General features: G+C 52.1%; 16 protein-coding genes and 1 tRNA gene. 6 read left to right on the top strand and 11 right to left on the bottom strand.

Going from position 1 to position 15,589, the window contains the following annotated elements; translation table 11 throughout:
* Nucleotides 1–325 precede the first annotated feature (325 nt).
* Complete coding sequence (gene argG, locus AB4K05_RS00440; RefSeq protein WP_368478101.1) at nucleotides 326–1,669, top strand: argininosuccinate synthase; 1,344 nt, start codon at nucleotides 326–328, stop codon at nucleotides 1,667–1,669.
* A 125-nt stretch (nucleotides 1,670–1,794) separates the two neighbouring features.
* Complete coding sequence (locus AB4K05_RS00435) at nucleotides 1,795–2,391, top strand: DNA-3-methyladenine glycosylase (RefSeq protein ID WP_368478100.1); 597 nt, start codon at nucleotides 1,795–1,797, stop codon at nucleotides 2,389–2,391.
* A 189-nt stretch (nucleotides 2,392–2,580) separates the two neighbouring features.
* Here the strand turns inward: AB4K05_RS00435 and AB4K05_RS00430 are convergent.
* The 6 genes from AB4K05_RS00430 to rlmE form a co-directional block, all read right to left on the bottom strand.
* Nucleotides 2,581–2,667, bottom strand: a tRNA-Leu gene (locus AB4K05_RS00430).
* 13 nt (nucleotides 2,668–2,680) lie between these two features.
* Nucleotides 2,681–3,013, bottom strand: coding sequence for a preprotein translocase subunit SecG (secG, locus tag AB4K05_RS00425; RefSeq protein ID WP_368478099.1), 333 nt, complete (start codon nucleotides 3,011–3,013; stop codon nucleotides 2,681–2,683).
* A gap of 225 nt (nucleotides 3,014–3,238) precedes the next feature.
* Nucleotides 3,239–4,576, bottom strand: coding sequence for a phosphoglucosamine mutase (gene glmM / locus AB4K05_RS00420; protein WP_368478098.1), 1,338 nt, complete (start codon nucleotides 4,574–4,576; stop codon nucleotides 3,239–3,241).
* Nucleotides 4,569–5,417 (bottom strand): dihydropteroate synthase, encoded by an 849-nt coding sequence (gene folP, locus AB4K05_RS00415; protein ID WP_368478097.1) that lies wholly within the window; start codon nucleotides 5,415–5,417, stop codon nucleotides 4,569–4,571. The genes glmM and folP overlap by 8 nt, the downstream gene beginning before the upstream one ends.
* 90 nt (nucleotides 5,418–5,507) lie before the next feature.
* Nucleotides 5,508–7,442 (bottom strand): ATP-dependent zinc metalloprotease FtsH, encoded by a 1,935-nt coding sequence (ftsH, locus tag AB4K05_RS00410; protein ID WP_368478096.1) that lies wholly within the window; start codon nucleotides 7,440–7,442, stop codon nucleotides 5,508–5,510.
* Between the two features lie 99 nt (nucleotides 7,443–7,541).
* A complete protein-coding gene (gene rlmE, locus AB4K05_RS00405; RefSeq protein WP_052283642.1) occupies nucleotides 7,542–8,171 on the bottom strand; it encodes a 23S rRNA (uridine(2552)-2'-O)-methyltransferase RlmE in 630 nt (209 codons plus the stop codon).
* Between the two features lie 126 nt (nucleotides 8,172–8,297).
* On the opposite strand from rlmE, the gene yhbY reads away from it, so the two are divergent.
* Complete coding sequence (yhbY, locus tag AB4K05_RS00400; protein WP_368478095.1) at nucleotides 8,298–8,591, top strand: ribosome assembly RNA-binding protein YhbY; 294 nt, start codon at nucleotides 8,298–8,300, stop codon at nucleotides 8,589–8,591.
* Nucleotides 8,592–8,745: 154 nt separating this feature from the next.
* Here yhbY and greA read toward each other — a convergent pair whose 3' ends face one another.
* Nucleotides 8,746–9,222 (bottom strand): transcription elongation factor GreA, encoded by a 477-nt coding sequence (gene greA, locus AB4K05_RS00395; protein WP_368478094.1) that lies wholly within the window; start codon nucleotides 9,220–9,222, stop codon nucleotides 8,746–8,748.
* A gap of 246 nt (nucleotides 9,223–9,468) precedes the next feature.
* On the opposite strand from greA, the gene dacB reads away from it, so the two are divergent.
* Complete coding sequence (dacB, locus tag AB4K05_RS00390; RefSeq protein ID WP_368478093.1) at nucleotides 9,469–10,902, top strand: serine-type D-Ala-D-Ala carboxypeptidase; 1,434 nt, start codon at nucleotides 9,469–9,471, stop codon at nucleotides 10,900–10,902.
* 129 nt (nucleotides 10,903–11,031) lie between these two features.
* Here the strand turns inward: dacB and cgtA are convergent, their stop codons facing one another.
* The 4 genes from cgtA to rplU form a co-directional block, all read right to left on the bottom strand.
* Nucleotides 11,032–12,213: an Obg family GTPase CgtA gene (gene cgtA / locus AB4K05_RS00385; RefSeq protein WP_368478092.1), complete on the bottom strand. Its 1,182-nt coding sequence runs from the start codon at nucleotides 12,211–12,213 to the stop codon at nucleotides 11,032–11,034.
* Nucleotides 12,214–12,228: 15 nt separating this feature from the next.
* Nucleotides 12,229–13,194, bottom strand: coding sequence for a DMT family transporter (locus tag AB4K05_RS00380; protein WP_368478091.1), 966 nt, complete (start codon nucleotides 13,192–13,194; stop codon nucleotides 12,229–12,231).
* Nucleotides 13,195–13,288: 94 nt separating this feature from the next.
* The gene (rpmA, locus tag AB4K05_RS00375; RefSeq protein ID WP_052283637.1) at nucleotides 13,289–13,546 is read right to left on the bottom strand and encodes a 50S ribosomal protein L27; all 258 of its coding nucleotides are present in this window, start codon (nucleotides 13,544–13,546) and stop codon (nucleotides 13,289–13,291) included.
* 19 nt (nucleotides 13,547–13,565) lie between these two features.
* Nucleotides 13,566–13,877, bottom strand: coding sequence for a 50S ribosomal protein L21 (gene rplU, locus AB4K05_RS00370; protein WP_003025032.1), 312 nt, complete (start codon nucleotides 13,875–13,877; stop codon nucleotides 13,566–13,568).
* Between the two features lie 256 nt (nucleotides 13,878–14,133).
* Between rplU and ispB the strand changes: the two genes are divergently transcribed.
* Together ispB and sfsB are read left to right on the top strand one after the other, a co-directional pair.
* Complete coding sequence (gene ispB / locus AB4K05_RS00365; RefSeq protein WP_368478090.1) at nucleotides 14,134–15,105, top strand: octaprenyl diphosphate synthase; 972 nt, start codon at nucleotides 14,134–14,136, stop codon at nucleotides 15,103–15,105.
* Nucleotides 15,106–15,290: 185 nt separating this feature from the next.
* Nucleotides 15,291–15,563, top strand: coding sequence for a DNA-binding transcriptional regulator SfsB (sfsB, locus tag AB4K05_RS00360; RefSeq protein WP_368478089.1), 273 nt, complete (start codon nucleotides 15,291–15,293; stop codon nucleotides 15,561–15,563).
* Nucleotides 15,564–15,589: the final 26 nt, after the last annotated feature.

The raw sequence follows: 15,589 nt of genomic DNA, 5'->3' as shown, positions 1-15,589 counted from the left end.
GCAAATTTTACGCGTTTTGAGTAAAAGATGCAAATAATGCTGGGATTTGGTACCGAGGACGGGACGTAAAACCGACCTACAGTATAGTGATGTCGATCACAGCTTGTCAACCTCACATTCTATGCAGAAGAAATGCGCCCGTAGCCGCGTTATGGTACCCCCTGTGACTCACGCTCGCGCCACGGTTTTTTTGAATAAAAATGCATGAACCACTTCCAGTCCCGCGCAAAAGATGATTAAATTAAAACTCATTTATTTTGCATAAAAATTCACTGACAGCAAAAGGTGATTTCACCTTCAGTCACTCTAAGCAGGGTTTTACTTTATGACGACGATTCTCAAGCATCTTCCAGCAGGTCAACGTATTGGTATCGCCTTCTCCGGCGGCCTCGACACCAGCGCAGCGCTGCTGTGGATGCGCCAAAAGGGCGCAGTCCCATATGCATATACTGCCAATCTGGGTCAGCCAGATGAAGATGATTATGATGCAATTCCTCGTCGCGCTATGGAATATGGTGCAGAGAACGCACGACTGATCGACTGCCGTAAGCAGTTGGTTGCTGAAGGTATCGCTGCTATTCAGTGTGGCGCATTCCATAACACCACCGGCGGGCTGACCTATTTCAATACCACGCCACTGGGCCGCGCCGTCACCGGCACCATGCTGGTCGCCGCGATGAAAGAAGATGGCGTCAACATCTGGGGCGATGGCAGTACCTATAAAGGTAACGATATCGAACGTTTCTATCGTTACGGTCTGTTGACCAACGCAGAGCTGCAGATTTACAAACCGTGGCTGGATACCGATTTTATCGATGAACTGGGCGGACGTCATGAAATGTCCGAGTTCATGATCGCCTGCGGGTTTGATTATAAGATGTCCGTTGAAAAAGCATACTCAACCGACTCCAACATGCTGGGCGCGACACACGAAGCAAAAGACCTCGAGTTCCTGAACTCTAGTCTCAAAATCGTCAACCCAATCATGGGCGTGAAATTCTGGGATGAGAACGTAAAAATTGCAGCGGAAGAAGTGACCATTCGCTTCGAGCAGGGTCATCCGGTCGCGCTGAACGGTAAAACCTTCAGTGATGATGTTGAGATGATGCTGGAAGCCAACCGCATTGGCGGCCGTCATGGTCTTGGCATGAGCGATCAGATTGAAAACCGTATTATCGAAGCGAAAAGCCGTGGCATCTACGAAGCTCCGGGGATGGCGTTGCTGCATATCGCTTACGAACGTCTGCTGACCGGTATTCACAACGAAGATACCATTGAGCAGTATCACGCTCATGGCCGTCAGTTGGGTCGTTTGCTGTATCAAGGCCGTTGGTTCGACTCTCAGGCGCTGATGCTGCGTGATGGTCTGCAACGTTGGGTAGCCAGCCAGATTACCGGCGAAGTGACGCTGGAACTGCGTCGCGGTAACGACTATTCAATCATGAACACCGTGTCCGATAATCTGACTTACAAAGCAGAGCGTCTGACGATGGAGAAAGGTGACTCGATGTTTACCGCTGAAGATCGTATCGGCCAGCTGACTATGCGTAATCTGGATATCACCGACACCCGTGAGAAACTGTTCGGCTATGCCAAAACCGGGCTTCTCTCTACGTCTTCAGTAAACGGTGTGCCACAGGTAGAAAATCTGGAAAATAAAGCGAAGTAATTCATCGCCATAACGGGCAGGATGCGCGTCATCCTGCCCGCTGCACTCCCTGCCCCCATTTACCGCTGGTTTCCTCTGCCCCTAATTGCTATACCTAACCTCCCCCTCGTTACGAGCATGTCAGAGTGAAGAAATTAGATTTGCACTTTTACGCCGCCGACGCCGTTACCGTGGCGCAGCAGCTGATTGGCTGCTACCTCGTCCGTGATAGCGATGCCGGACGCATCATCGGTCGTATCAACGAAGTCGAGGCCTATATCAGCACCATAGATAAAGCCAGCCACGCGTGGGGCAACAAACGCACCGTGCGCAATGAGCCCATGTTTCGGACCGGCGGCATCGCGCACGTCTATTTTATTTATGGCATGTATAACTGCCTGAACGTGGTGACCGGCCCAGATGGCGACGCTTCTGCCGTGCTGATTCGGGGCGTGGAGATCGTTTCTGGTACCGATATCGCTGCGCAAAATCGTCACGATAAAGACTTTGCCGACCTCAGCCGCGCCCAGCAAAAAAACCTGTCTAACGGCCCAGGGAAACTCTGCCGCGCGCTGAATATCGACCGTACGTTCGACTTTCATCCCCTAACGGGCGAAGAGCTCTATATTTGCGAAGCCATTGAAACGTTCGATAAGACGGTAACGGAGATCGCCGCCAGCAAACGCATTGGCATTGATTACGCCGAAGAGGCGGTGGATTTTCTGTGGCGGTTTACCGGCTGAGCGCAGGCGTTAGAGATGGGAGCACAATTTTCCGGGTCACCCGTTTGTAGGCCTGATAAGCGCAGCGCCATCAGGCGCAGCCCGGTATGATTGCCGGATAGCGGCGCCAACGCCTTGTCCGGCCGACAATGACAGCACATTCTACAAACGAAAAAAAAGACGCTTTTCAGCGTCTTTTCTTCGGAATATTGGTACTGAGGATGGGACTCGAACCCACAAGCCCGTTAGGGCACTACCACCTCAAGGTAGCGTGTCTACCAATTCCACCACCTCAGCACAGATACTACTCTTAATGCGGGATATCGCTGGTCGGCTGTGCCGGTGCAGCTGGCTGAGTCTGCTCGGTTTTCGCCGGTGCAGTCAGGTTATCCCACTCACTTCCTTTATTGGTCTTGTTACTGTTGATGTTGCCCAGCACCAGACTGATGATGAAGAACAGCGTCGCAAACACAGCGGTCATACGGGTCATGAAGTTACCAGAACCACTTGAACCAAACAGCGTGCCGGAAGCGCCTGCTCCAAAGGAGGCTCCCATATCAGCGCCTTTACCTTGCTGCAGCATAACGAGGACCACAAGGCCAATGGCTACAATAAGGAAAACAACTAAAAGAGCTTCGTACATAATCAACCTGTTCCTTGCGGGGTCACCGCGTACCAAGTGCTTCAACCAATAAAGCGGGATGCTTATGTTTCCCACTGAAGCGGGTGTGAATACTAACCAAAGCGAATGACCTTCGCAAGGGCAATTTCCACACATTGTATCAACTGCGGAAAAAAACAGCAAAAACGCCAGAGAACATTCATAAAAAGGCGGCAAGCGCCGCCTTTTTAGACACTTAGCGTTCGCTTATACCGCTTTTACTGCATCCGCAATACGATGCGCAAATGCATTCACCTGCTCTTCATCTTCACCTTCAACCATTACTCGGATCAGAGGTTCGGTGCCAGACTTACGCAACAGCACGCGCCCACGTTTACCCAAAGCAGCTTCGACTTCCGCCGTCGCAGCTTTCACCGCGTCGCTTTCTAGCGGGTTGGATTCCCCATTGGTGTAACGGATATTAACCAGCACCTGAGGGAACATTTTCATCCCGCTGCACAGATCGTGCAGGCTCATATGGTTACGCGCCATCGCCGCAACCACCTGCAGGCCAGCAACGATACCGTCACCGGTGGTTGTTTTATCCAGCAAGATCACATGCCCTGAGTTTTCCGCGCCAATGCGCCAGCCTTTCTCCTGCATTTTTTCCAGCACATAACGGTCGCCCACTTTCGCCCGGGTAAATGGAATTCCCAACTGCTTGAGCGCCACTTCCAGACCCATATTGCTCATCAGCGTACCGACCGCACCACCACGAAGCTGGCCCTGGCGCAAAGCTTCGCGGGCAATGATGTACAGAATCTGGTCACCGTCGACTTTGTTACCTTCGTGGTCAACCATGATCACGCGGTCGCCATCACCGTCGAGGGCAATGCCCAGATCGGCTTTTTCCGCCAACACACGAGCCTGCAGTGCGCGAACGTCAGTCGCCCCGACTTCTTCGTTGATATTGACGCCATTTGGCTCGCAGCCAATCGTAATAACCTTCGCGCCCAGTTCACGCAACACGTTTGGTGCGATGTGGTAAGTGGCGCCGTTAGCACAGTCGACCACAATTTTCAGCTCGTTAAGGTTCAGCTCGTTCGGGAACGTACCTTTGCAGAACTCAATATAACGCCCCGCCGCATCGACGATACGGCTCGCTTTCCCCAGCTCAGCGGAGTCCACGCAGGTGATCTCTTTTTCCATCTCAGCTTCAATGGCCGCTTCGACTTCATCCGGCAGCTTAGTGCCGTTGGTGGAGAAGAACTTAATGCCGTTGTCATAGAACGGGTTATGCGAAGCGGAAATAACGATACCCGCTTCCGCACGGAATGTGCGTGTCAGATAGGCTACGGCAGGCGTCGGCATTGGGCCGGTAAATGAAGCGGATAAACCTGCCGCTGCCAGACCTGCTTCCAGCGCTGATTCCAGCATATAGCCAGAAATACGGGTGTCTTTGCCAATGATGATTTTGCGCGAACCGTGACTTGCCAGCACCTTTCCTGCAGCCCAGCCTAATTTCAAAACGAAATCAGGGGTAATTGGCGCGTCGCCTACACGGCCACGGATCCCATCGGTACCAAAATATTTGCGATTACTCATAACGTTTATTTCCCTTCGCTGACAGGGTGGCCTCAACCACACGCATCGCTTCTACAGTTTCTTTTACATCGTGGACGCGAACAATATGTGCGCCCTGCATAGCTGCAATCACCGCACACGCCAAACTGCCGCTCAAACGCTCTGATGGTCCCACATTCAACAGCTGACCAATCATCGATTTACGCGACATGCCGACGAACAGTGGTAGTCCAAAGTGATGGAATTCTGCCAAGCGTGCGAGTAATGCATAGTTATGAGAGAGATTTTTACCGAAACCGAACCCGGGGTCGAGTAACAATTTATCTTTTGAGATTCCCGCTCGCTCGCAGCGGGCGATCTGATCGACAAAGTATTGATTTACTTCACCGAAGATATCTTGGTATTTCGGCGCATCCTGCATCGTTTTTGGATTGCCCTGCATGTGCATCAACGAGACTGGCAGCCCCGTTTCCGCCGCCGCTTCTAATGCGCCAGGCTCACTCAGTGAGCGGATATCATTGATGATATGTGCCCCGACACGGGCGGATTCGCGGATCACCTCAGGTTTAGAGGTATCGACGGAGATCCAAACTTCAAAACGCTGAGCGATGGCTTCAACCACCGGGATCACCCGCTCCAGCTCTTCTTCAACGCTAACATCCAGCGCGCCAGGGCGCGTAGATTCACCGCCGACATCAATAATTGTCGCCCCGGCGTTGATCATCAAATTCGCATGCTTCACCGCCTCAACCAACGTGTTATGCGTGCCACCGTCGGAGAATGAGTCCGGCGTGACGTTAAGTATGCCCATAACGTGCGGATGCGAGAGATCCAGGATAGAGCCCTGGGCGGTGAGTTTCATAGCGGATCCTTTTCGTGTCTTGTTAAATAGAAAAACCCCGGGGCAAGCCCCAGGGTTTCAGGTGATGCACAGTCATCCACAAGGGAGAACTTATTTGTCGCCCAGCTGCTCTGACATGGTGCCAGAGTCTGGTGCACGTGGTTCGTCAACCGGACGTGGCGCAGTTGGCGTGGAGCCATTGCTGCCAGAATTGTTGGATGAACCCGTGTCTTCCCAGCCGGCTGGCGGACGTACATCACGACGAGCCATCAGGTCATCGATCTGCGGTGCATCGATAGTCTCATATTTCATGAGCGCATCTTTCATCGAATGCAGAATGTCCATATTGTCGTTCAGAAGCTGACGCGCGCGATTGTAGTTACGTTCAACGAGCGATTTCACTTCTTGGTCGATAATACGAGCCGTTTCATCGGACATATGTTTCGCTTTGGCAACAGAACGGCCCAAGAACACCTCACCCTCTTCTTCCGCGTACAGCAGCGGACCGAGTTTGTCGGAGAAGCCCCATTGGGTCACCATGTTACGTGCCAGGTTGGTCGCGACTTTAATGTCGTTCGACGCACCGGTAGAAACATGCTCAACGCCGTAAATAATCTCTTCCGCCAGACGACCGCCGTACAGAGTGGAGATCTGGCTTTCCAGTTTCTGACGGCTGGCGCTAATCGCGTCGCCTTCAGGTAGGAAGAAGGTCACACCCAGCGCACGACCGCGCGGGATAATGGTCACTTTATGCACCGGATCGTGTTCCGGCACCAGGCGACCGATAATCGCATGGCCTGCTTCATGGTACGCGGTAGATTCTTTCTGCGCTTCCGTCATCACCATGGAGCGACGTTCCGCACCCATCATGATTTTGTCTTTCGCTTTTTCGAATTCAACCATCGATACCACGCGCTTGTTGCCACGTGCAGCAAACAGGGCCGCTTCGTTGACCAAGTTCGCCAGGTCTGCACCGGAGAAGCCAGGAGTACCGCGGGCAATGATTGCCGCATCAATGTCCGGAGACAGCGGTACGCGACGCATGTGTACTTTCAGAATCTGTTCACGACCACGAACGTCTGGCAGACCGACCACAACCTGACGGTCGAAACGGCCTGGACGCAGCAGCGCTGGGTCAAGTACGTCAGGACGGTTAGTCGCGGCGATAACGATGATACCTTCGTTACCTTCGAAGCCATCCATCTCAACCAGCATCTGGTTCAGCGTTTGCTCACGTTCATCATGACCACCGCCCAGACCCGCGCCACGTTGGCGGCCTACGGCGTCGATTTCATCGATGAAGATGATGCACGGCGCGGCTTTCTTGGCCTGTTCGAACATGTCACGCACACGAGATGCACCGACACCGACGAACATTTCCACGAAGTCAGAACCGGAAATGGTGAAGAACGGCACTTTCGCTTCGCCAGCGATCGCTTTCGCCAGCAGCGTTTTACCGGTACCAGGAGGGCCGACCATCAGGACGCCTTTCGGGATCTTACCGCCCAGTTTCTGGAAACGGCTCGGTTCACGCAGGTATTCAACCAGTTCAGCTACCTCATCTTTGGCTTCGTCGCAGCCTGCAACGTCGGCAAAGGTGGTTTTAATCTGGTCTTCTGTCAGCATACGCGCCTTGCTCTTACCGAACGACATGGCACCTTTGCCACCGCCGCCCTGCATTTGGCGCATAAAGAAGATCCAGACACCGATCAGCAGCAGCATAGGGAACCAAGAAATGAAGATAGAAGCCAGCAGGCTTGGCTCTTCAGGCGGTTCGCCAACCACTTTGACGTTTTTCGTCAGCAGGTTGTCAAGCAGCTTCGGATCGTTAACCGGAAGGTAGGTCGTGTAACGGTTACTATCTTTCTTGGTAACGTTGATCTCACGTCCGTTGATACGCGCTTCGCGAACCTGGTCGTTATTGACCTCTTGCAGGAAGGTAGAATAATCCACCTTGTGGCTGTTCGATTCGCTGGGCCCAAAGCTCTGGAATACTGACATCAGCACAACGGCAATGACCAGCCAGAGTATTAGGTTTTTCGCCATGTCACTCAAGGGATTAACCTCTTATTACAACTGTGTTAAAAACAGCGTCAGGATACGCTATATCCAGCCTCATTCAAACTTTCGTTTGAAATCTTCCGGTTATGGTTTTCGCCCGGTCGCTACAATGTACACTTCACGTGAACGCGCACGAGAAGAGTCCGGCTTACGAACTTTGACCTTCGTAAACAGGGAGCGAATTTCCCTTAGATACTCATCGAAACCTTCGCCCTGGAACACTTTCACTACAAAATTTCCGCCCGGCGCTAACACATCACGAGCCATTTCAAGCGCCAGTTCCACCAGATACATGGCCCGGGGGATGTCAACCGCCGGCGTTCCGCTCATGTTTGGTGCCATATCTGACATGACAACTTGTACTTTACTGTCACCTACACGTTCCAGTAATGCCTTCACCACGAGTTCATCACGAAAATCGCCTTGAAGGAAGTCCACACCAACGATTGGATCCATAGGTAAAAGATCGCAAGCAATGATGCGGCCTTTGCCACCAATCTGCGTGACCACGTACTGTGACCAGCCTCCTGGCGCAGCACCGAGGTCAACTACCGTCATCCCCGGTTTAAAAAGTTTGTCACTTTGCTGTATTTCATCAAGTTTAAACCAGGCACGGGAACGTAACCCCTTTTTCTGTGCCTCTTGAACATATTTATCGCTAAAGTGTTCCTGTAGCCAGCGGCTTGAGCTGGCAGAACGCTTTTTACCTGTCATTTAACATTCCCATCGGGACAGTTCATCGTAACCTTTGATGTAAATTTCTACGCGCCATTTGGCGATATTAGGGAGATGGCGGTAGAATGACCCGTTTTCAATCCCAACGTAAGCAAAAAATATACGATGAATCTGAGTACTAAACAAAAACAGCACCTAAAAGGTCTGGCACATCCGCTCAAGCCGGTAGTTATGCTTGGCAACAATGGTTTGACCGAAGGGGTACTGGCCGAGATTGAACAAGCGTTAGGGCACCATGAACTTATCAAGGTGAAAGTCGCCTCGGAAGACAGAGAGACTAAAACTTTGATCGTGGACGCTATCGTGCGCGAAACCGGCGCCTGTAACGTACAGGTCATCGGTAAAATGCTGGTGCTTTACCGCCCTAGTAAAGAACGCAAAATCTCGTTGCCACGTTAAGAATATCCTAATTTCTGACACAACATTGTGTTAAATGAGGGATTTTCTTTACGAGGGCTAGCAACATGCCACGCTCTTAAGCTTGATAAAAGGCCGCTATGCGGCCTTTTTCTTTTCTTTACACTCAATCAACATTTTGAGTGTCGAACAAAAGTTACTGATAATCCACTTCGATGATTTCAAACTCAACTTCCCCGCCCGGCGTACGGATAACGACAACGTCATCCTGCTCTTTGCCAATCAGGCCGCGAGCAATCGGTGAGTTCACAGAAATCAGGTTCTGTTTGAAGTCAGCTTCGTCATCACCCACGATACGGTAGGTTTGTTCTTCATCGTTATCAAGGTTCAATACTTTCACAGTGGCGCCAAAGATCACGCGGCCGTTGTTAGGTATTTTGGTGATATCGATAACCTGCGCGTTAGACAGTTTGGCTTCGATATCCTTGATACGACCTTCGCAAAAACCCTGCTGCTCACGGGCAGCATGGTACTCAGCGTTCTCTTTCAGGTCACCGTGCTCGCGCGCTTCAGCGATGGACGCGATGATTTCCGGGCGACGTACGGACTTGAGAAAATCCAGTTCTTCCCGCAGTTTTTCAGCCCCACGCAGGGTCATCGGAATAGCTTGCATCGTTATACCTCTTAAACGTTCCTGTAGGGAGCGGTTCATGCCGCCCCGGCTGTTAAGCCCGCCTGGGCCACTATCAACACCAGGCCAGAAGCAAAAGAAAACCGACCCGGGTGCAAAGCCCCAGGTCAGCAGTAATTTTTAATTTGATGTGCATTTTACCCTGAAGTTCACTACGGGTCATCGTTTACTTTACAGGGCGTTGCGCCGTAGTATGACGGCTTGTTTCCAGGTTGTTAGCGCGAGATTATGCGATTTTCCAGATTTATCATCGGATTGACTACCAGCGTAGCGTTTAGCGTTCAGGCTGCGAATGTTGATGAATATATCAATCAACTTCCCGCCGGGGCCAACCTCGCGCTTTTGGTGCAGAAAGTGGGCGCGCCTGCGCCAATCATTGATTATCACGGCCAGCAGATGGCATTGCCTGCCAGTACGCAAAAGGTTCTGACCGCGCTGGCGGCGCTATTACAGCTTGGACCTGATTTCCGTTTTACCACCACACTTGAAACCAAAGGCAGTGTGGATAACGGAACGCTAAAAGGTGACCTTATTGCACGATTCGGCGGCGATCCGACGCTAAAACGTCAGGATATTCGCAATATGGTGGCAACGCTGAAAAAATCTGGCGTGCAGAATATCGAGGGTAACATACTCATCGATACTTCTATTTTTGCCAGCCACGATAAAGCCCCAGGGTGGCCGTGGAACGATATGACGCAGTGTTTTAGCGCACCACCGGCGGCGGCAATCATCGACCGTAACTGCTTCTCTATTTCGCTCTACAGCGCCCAAAAAGCCAATGATATGGCCTTTATTCGCATCGCGTCCTACTATCCGGTCACCATGTTTAGCCAGGTCCGTACACTGGCCAAAGGCTCACCGGATGCGCAGTACTGCGAGTTAGACGTGGTGCCCGGCGATCTCAATCGCTTTACGCTGACCGGATGTTTGCCGCAGCGCGCGGACCCGCTGCCTTTAGCGTTTGCGATTCAGGACGGCGCCAGTTACGCCGGAGCGATTATCAAAGACGAGTTAAAGCAGGCGGGGATCACCTATTCCGGCACATTGCTGCGACAAACCCTCGTCAACGAACCCGGCACCGTGATTGCCAGCAAGCAGTCGGCGCAGCTTCATGACTTACTGAAGATTATGCTGAAAAAGTCGGACAACATGATCGCCGATACCGTGTTCCGCATGATTGGCCATGCGCGCTTCGGCGTGCCTGGCACTTGGCGTGCGGGATCCGATGCGGTGCGACAGATCCTCCGTCAACAAGCCGGCGTCGATCTCGGTAACACCATCATTGCTGATGGTTCCGGGCTGTCGCGACATAATCTGATTGCCCCGGCGACGATGATGCAGGCACTGCAATACATTGCGCAGCATGACAACGAACTGGACTTTATCTCCATGCTGCCACTCGCCGGACACGACGGTTCCTTGCAGTACCGTGCTGGTCTGCATCAGGCGGGCGTCGATGGCAAGGTGTCGGCGAAGACGGGCTCATTACAGGGCGTGTACAACCTGGCAGGATTTATCACGACAGCCAGCGGGCAACGCATGGCGTTCGTACAGTATCTGTCTGGCTATGCGGTATCGCCTGCCGATCAGCGTAACCGCCGTATTCCGCTGGTGCGCTTCGAAAGCCGTCTGTACAAAGATATTTATCAGAATAACTGAGCACCTTAGTGCCGGATGGCGACGCTAACGCGTCTTATCCGGCCTACACGCACATAACAAAACGGGCCGCAAATGCGGCCCGTTGGCTTTTGTAGGCTGGATAAGCGCTAGCGCCATCCGGCAAGGGCATTAACGCTTGTAGATGAACTCAACGCCTTCTTCGTCGTCTTCATCCCAATCGTCATCCCAATCTTCGTCGTCTTCTTCCGCTTCGGCCGCCACTTCGTCAAGCTGCTGACGGTGGTAGTCATCCCACATGAATTCGACTTTCTCAGGCTGCTTCGCTTCTTGAGCCTGAACAATTGGGTTCTCGATGATAAAGTTCATCACGTCCCAGCACAGATCTTTCACGCCAATCTGGCTTGCCGCAGAGATCAGGTAGTATTTTTCTTCCCAACCCATTGCTTCGGCAATTGCCTTCGCTTTCGCTTCTGCTTCAGCTTTATCCATCGTATCGATCTTGTTGAAGACCAACCAACGTGGCTTGCTTGCCAGCTTCTCGCTGTACTTCTCCAGCTCACCAATGATGATGCGGGCGTTTTCAGCCGGATCGGAACCGTCAATCGGATCAATATCGATAATGTGCAGCAGCACGCGGCAGCGCTCGAGGTGTTTCAGGAACCGGATACCTAAGCCCGCGCCTTCTGATGCGCCTTCAATCAGGCCTGGAATGTCGGCAACCACGAAGCTCTTCTCGTTATCGACACGCACGACGCCGAGGCTTGGAACCAGCGTAGTAAACGGATAATCCGCCACTTTTGGTTTCGCCGCAGATACAGAGCGGATAAAGGTCGATTTACCGGCATTCGGCATGCCCAGCATCCCGACGTCCGCCAGCAGCATCAGCTCCAGCTGCAGATCGCGTTTATCACCTGGTGTACCCATCGTCTTCTGACGCGGCGTACGGTTAACAGAGGATTTAAAACGGGTGTTACCCAGACCGTGCCAACCGCCCTTGCCAACCATCAGACGCTGACCGTGTTTGGTCATATCGCCCATGGTTTCGCCAGTGCCCTGATCGATAACACGCGTACCGACCGGCACCTTAATGGTGACGTCTTTACCACGCTTACCGGTACAATCGCGGCTCGCGCCGTTCTGACCACGTTCAGCGCGGAAAGATTTTTCGAAACGGTAGTCAATCAGGGTGTTCAGGTTTTCGTCGGCTTCCATCCAGACGTCGCCGCCGTCGCCACCATCGCCACCATCCGGACCACCGCGTGGAATATATTTTTCACGGCGGAAGCTTACGCAACCATTACCGCCATCACCTGCTACGACCAGGATCGTTGCTTCATCAACAAACTTCATTTTACTCTCCGTAAATCATTCGCCTGCGCGGGGTAACGAAACAACCGCTTCACGCTTACGCCACCGTCCCCAAAGACGATGACCAATGGCGGAATACATCGCGCCCGCAACCACGATAAACGCACCGAGGTAACCTAAAAGGTTCAACATCGGTCGGGCGAAGAAATCGGGCCAGGCCATTGATAATACATCTGAAAATAACAGTGTAAACAAGGGGGTAAGCGTCACTAACGCGCTTACTTGTGCCGCCTGCCAGCGCGCCATAGCTTCCGCCAGCGCCCCGTAACCGACCAGTGTGTTCAGGCCACAAAAGATCAGGCAGGCCAGCTGCCAGTCGCTCAGTTTCCCAATCACTTCAGGCTTTGCTAACGGCAGCAGCGCTATCGTACATAAAGTGTACAATAAAAAAAGGATCTGCTGCGAAGCCATGCGTCGCAATAACACCTTCTGCGCAACGCCGTAACTCACCCAGACCATCGCCGCCCCGACCCCGAAGATAACGCCCCAGGTATAGTCGGTAAGACGGGTAAAGATTTCTATCAAGCTGGTGTTGAAAAACATCAGCAGGCCGCAGACAAGCATGATAGCGCCGATTATCTGCGTGCCGCGCATCTTCTCTTTAAGAATGAAGACGCTGGCAACCATCATCCCTACAGGCGAGAGTTGACCAATAACCTGGGACGCCGTTGGGCTCACGTACTGCAGCGATGAACTGAACAGGACGAAGTTGCCGAACAAGCCCCCGGTAGCAATCAGCAGTAGCACCAGCCATCGCGGATTGCGGAAAATCTTCAAGGAAGGAAGCTTTCGCTTCCATGACAAAATGAGGCCTAGGCCACAGGTCGCCATCAAGAAGCGGTAGAACACAACGGTAGGTGGTTCCATCACTTCCAGAACCTGTTTCATGGCAATCGGTAAGGCTCCCCAGCAAATTGCTGTCGTGAGCGCCAGAAGAATACCAATACCCGCTTGCTGCTTCATATCGGATTCCCTTTCCCGAGTTTTCCTGGCGTCGAATGTAAAAAGCCCCGCAACACGTTGCGGGGCTTTCATCCGTTACCGGGACGCGAAAAACTTATTCAGCAACAATGCTGATAAAACGACGGTTTTTCGGGCCTTTCACTTCGAATTTCACTTTACCGTCTGCCTTAGCAAACAGAGTGTGGTCTTTGCCGCAGCCTACGTTAGAACCAGCGTGGAACTGAGTACCACGTTGACGAACGATGATGCTACCAGCCAGAACGGATTCGCCGCCGAAGCGTTTTACGCCAAGACGTTTAGCTTCTGAGTCGCGACCGTTACGAGTCGAGCCACCAGCCTTTTTATGTGCCATTTAATCTGCTCCCCTTAACTTAAGCGCTGATGCCAGTGATTTTCACATCAGTGAACCACTGACGATGGCCTTGCTGCTTACGGTAGTGTTTACGACGACGAAACTTAACGATTTTAACTTTCTCGCCACGACCATGAGCAACAACTTCAGCTTTGATTACGCCGCCATCAACGAAAGGAACGCCGATTTTGACTTCTTCACCGTTTGCGATCATCAGAACTTCAGCGAATTCAACAGATTCGCCAGTTGCGATGTCCAGCTTTTCCAGGCGAACGGTCTGACCTTCGCTTACTCGGTGTTGTTTACCACCACTTTGGAAAACCGCGTACATATAAACTCCGCTTCCGCGCACAACTTTGTATGATTCAGAGTGCGCTATAAATATTCACAATAGGGCGCGAATATTACGCAAAACGCGAGCCTTTGACAAGTGCTACCATCAACAGATGCAGAAAAAAAACACAACCGGCACGACAACGTTTATCTGAGCCGTTTTTTCAGTACAATCATACCTACAACGCTAACGTATAACCTTCGTTATCCCATATGGATAAGTGGTAAACAGGACATTAAGCCCGGCTTTCGCGATGAATCTACAACAAATCAATGAGTTAACCGCGCAGGATATGGCGGGTGTCAATGCGACGATTCTTGAGCAGCTCAACTCGGACGTCCAGTTGATTAATCAGCTTGGCTATTACATTGTCAGCGGCGGTGGAAAACGGATCCGTCCGATGATTGCCGTACTGGCCGCTCGTGCCGTGGGCTATCAGGGCAATGCCCACGTCAGAATTGCCGCACTGATCGAATTTATACATACCGCGACGCTGCTGCACGACGATGTCGTGGATGAGTCAGACATGCGCCGTGGCAAAGCCACAGCGAACGCAGCGTTCGGTAATGCTGCCAGCGTGCTGGTTGGCGACTTTATCTATACCCGCGCTTTTCAAATGATGACCAGCCTCGGTTCATTGAAAGTGCTGGAAGTCATGTCCGAAGCGGTCAACGTTATCGCCGAAGGTGAAGTTCTGCAGTTGATGAACGTCAACGATCCGGACATCACCGAAGAGAACTACATGCGCGTGATCTACAGTAAGACCGCGCGTCTGTTTGAAGCCGCCGCTCAGTGCTCAGGTCTGCTCGCTGATTGCTCTGCGGAGCAAGAAAAAGGCCTACAGGACTATGGGCGCTATCTCGGTACTGCTTTCCAGTTAATCGATGATTTGCTCGATTACAGCGCCGATGGCGAAACGCTAGGCAAGAATGTCGGCGACGATCTCAATGAAGGCAAACCGACATTGCCATTGCTACACGCCATGCGCAACGGTACGCCGGAACAGGCGCTGATGATTCGTGGCGCAATTGAACAAGGCAACGGTCGACACCTGCTTGAGCCGGTGCTTGAAGCAATGGCGGCCTGTGGCTCTTTAGTATGGACGCTCCAGCGTGCTGAAGAAGAAGCCGATAAAGCGATTGCCGCCCTGGCACCGCTGCCCGATAGCCCATGGCGTGACGCGCTCATCGCGCTTGCCCATATCGCCGTTCAGCGCGATCGTTAACCCCTTCCCGCGTCTCACGCGGGAAGTTTCCCTCAAGCCATTAACCCGCCTTTCAACAAGGAAAAATTAACTTTTTCCGAATTTTAAACATCTTACAAGAACATTTTAGAATCATATTGAAAATTACGATACAGTACATACTTCGCTCAATATGGCGATTTAAACACCGCTCTCAGGGAGGAAGTATGGAAACGTATACCGACTGGCATCCGGCAGATATTATCGCGGGGTTACATAAAAAAGGCACATCAATGGCCGCAGAATCACGCAAAAACGGCCTCAGTTCATCGACGTTAGCCAATGTGCTCTCGCGCCCATGGCCGAAAGGTGAAGTGATTATTGCTAAAGCGTTGGGGACTGAACCGTGGGTGATTTGGCCATCGCGCTATCACGATCCCATCACTCATGAATTTATCGACAGAACGCGGGCGATGCGCCAGCCTAAAGAAAAGAAATAACGCCCTCAGGACAAGCCAGAGGGCGT

The organism is Kluyvera sp. STS39-E (assembly GCF_040932435.1).
GTDB lineage: Bacteria > Pseudomonadota > Gammaproteobacteria > Enterobacterales > Enterobacteriaceae > Kluyvera.
This window is presented reverse-complemented; position numbering and strand designations above follow the sequence as displayed.

Excerpts from the sequence above, each read along its gene's own strand:
- glmM (WP_368478098.1), bottom strand. The coding sequence starts at position 4,576 with ATGAGTAATCGCAAATATTTTGGTACCGATGGGATCCGTGGCCGTGTA.
- cgtA (WP_368478092.1), bottom strand. The coding sequence starts at position 12,213 with ATGAAGTTTGTTGATGAAGCAACGATCCTGGTCGTAGCAGGTGATGGC.
- rlmE (WP_052283642.1), bottom strand. The coding sequence starts at position 8,171 with ATGACAGGTAAAAAGCGTTCTGCCAGCTCAAGCCGCTGGCTACAGGAA.
- folP (WP_368478097.1), bottom strand. The coding sequence starts at position 5,417 with ATGAAACTCACCGCCCAGGGCTCTATCCTGGATCTCTCGCATCCGCAC.
- AB4K05_RS00380 (WP_368478091.1), bottom strand. The coding sequence starts at position 13,194 with ATGAAGCAGCAAGCGGGTATTGGTATTCTTCTGGCGCTCACGACAGCA.
- ispB (WP_368478090.1), top strand. The coding sequence starts at position 14,134 with ATGAATCTACAACAAATCAATGAGTTAACCGCGCAGGATATGGCGGGT.
- rplU (WP_003025032.1), bottom strand. The coding sequence starts at position 13,877 with ATGTACGCGGTTTTCCAAAGTGGTGGTAAACAACACCGAGTAAGCGAA.
- argG (WP_368478101.1), top strand. The coding sequence starts at position 326 with ATGACGACGATTCTCAAGCATCTTCCAGCAGGTCAACGTATTGGTATC.
- yhbY (WP_368478095.1), top strand. The coding sequence starts at position 8,298 with ATGAATCTGAGTACTAAACAAAAACAGCACCTAAAAGGTCTGGCACAT.
- ftsH (WP_368478096.1), bottom strand. The coding sequence starts at position 7,442 with ATGGCGAAAAACCTAATACTCTGGCTGGTCATTGCCGTTGTGCTGATG.
- greA (WP_368478094.1), bottom strand. The coding sequence starts at position 9,222 with ATGCAAGCTATTCCGATGACCCTGCGTGGGGCTGAAAAACTGCGGGAA.
- dacB (WP_368478093.1), top strand. The coding sequence starts at position 9,469 with ATGCGATTTTCCAGATTTATCATCGGATTGACTACCAGCGTAGCGTTT.
- secG (WP_368478099.1), bottom strand. The coding sequence starts at position 3,013 with ATGTACGAAGCTCTTTTAGTTGTTTTCCTTATTGTAGCCATTGGCCTT.
- sfsB (WP_368478089.1), top strand. The coding sequence starts at position 15,291 with ATGGAAACGTATACCGACTGGCATCCGGCAGATATTATCGCGGGGTTA.
- rpmA (WP_052283637.1), bottom strand. The coding sequence starts at position 13,546 with ATGGCACATAAAAAGGCTGGTGGCTCGACTCGTAACGGTCGCGACTCA.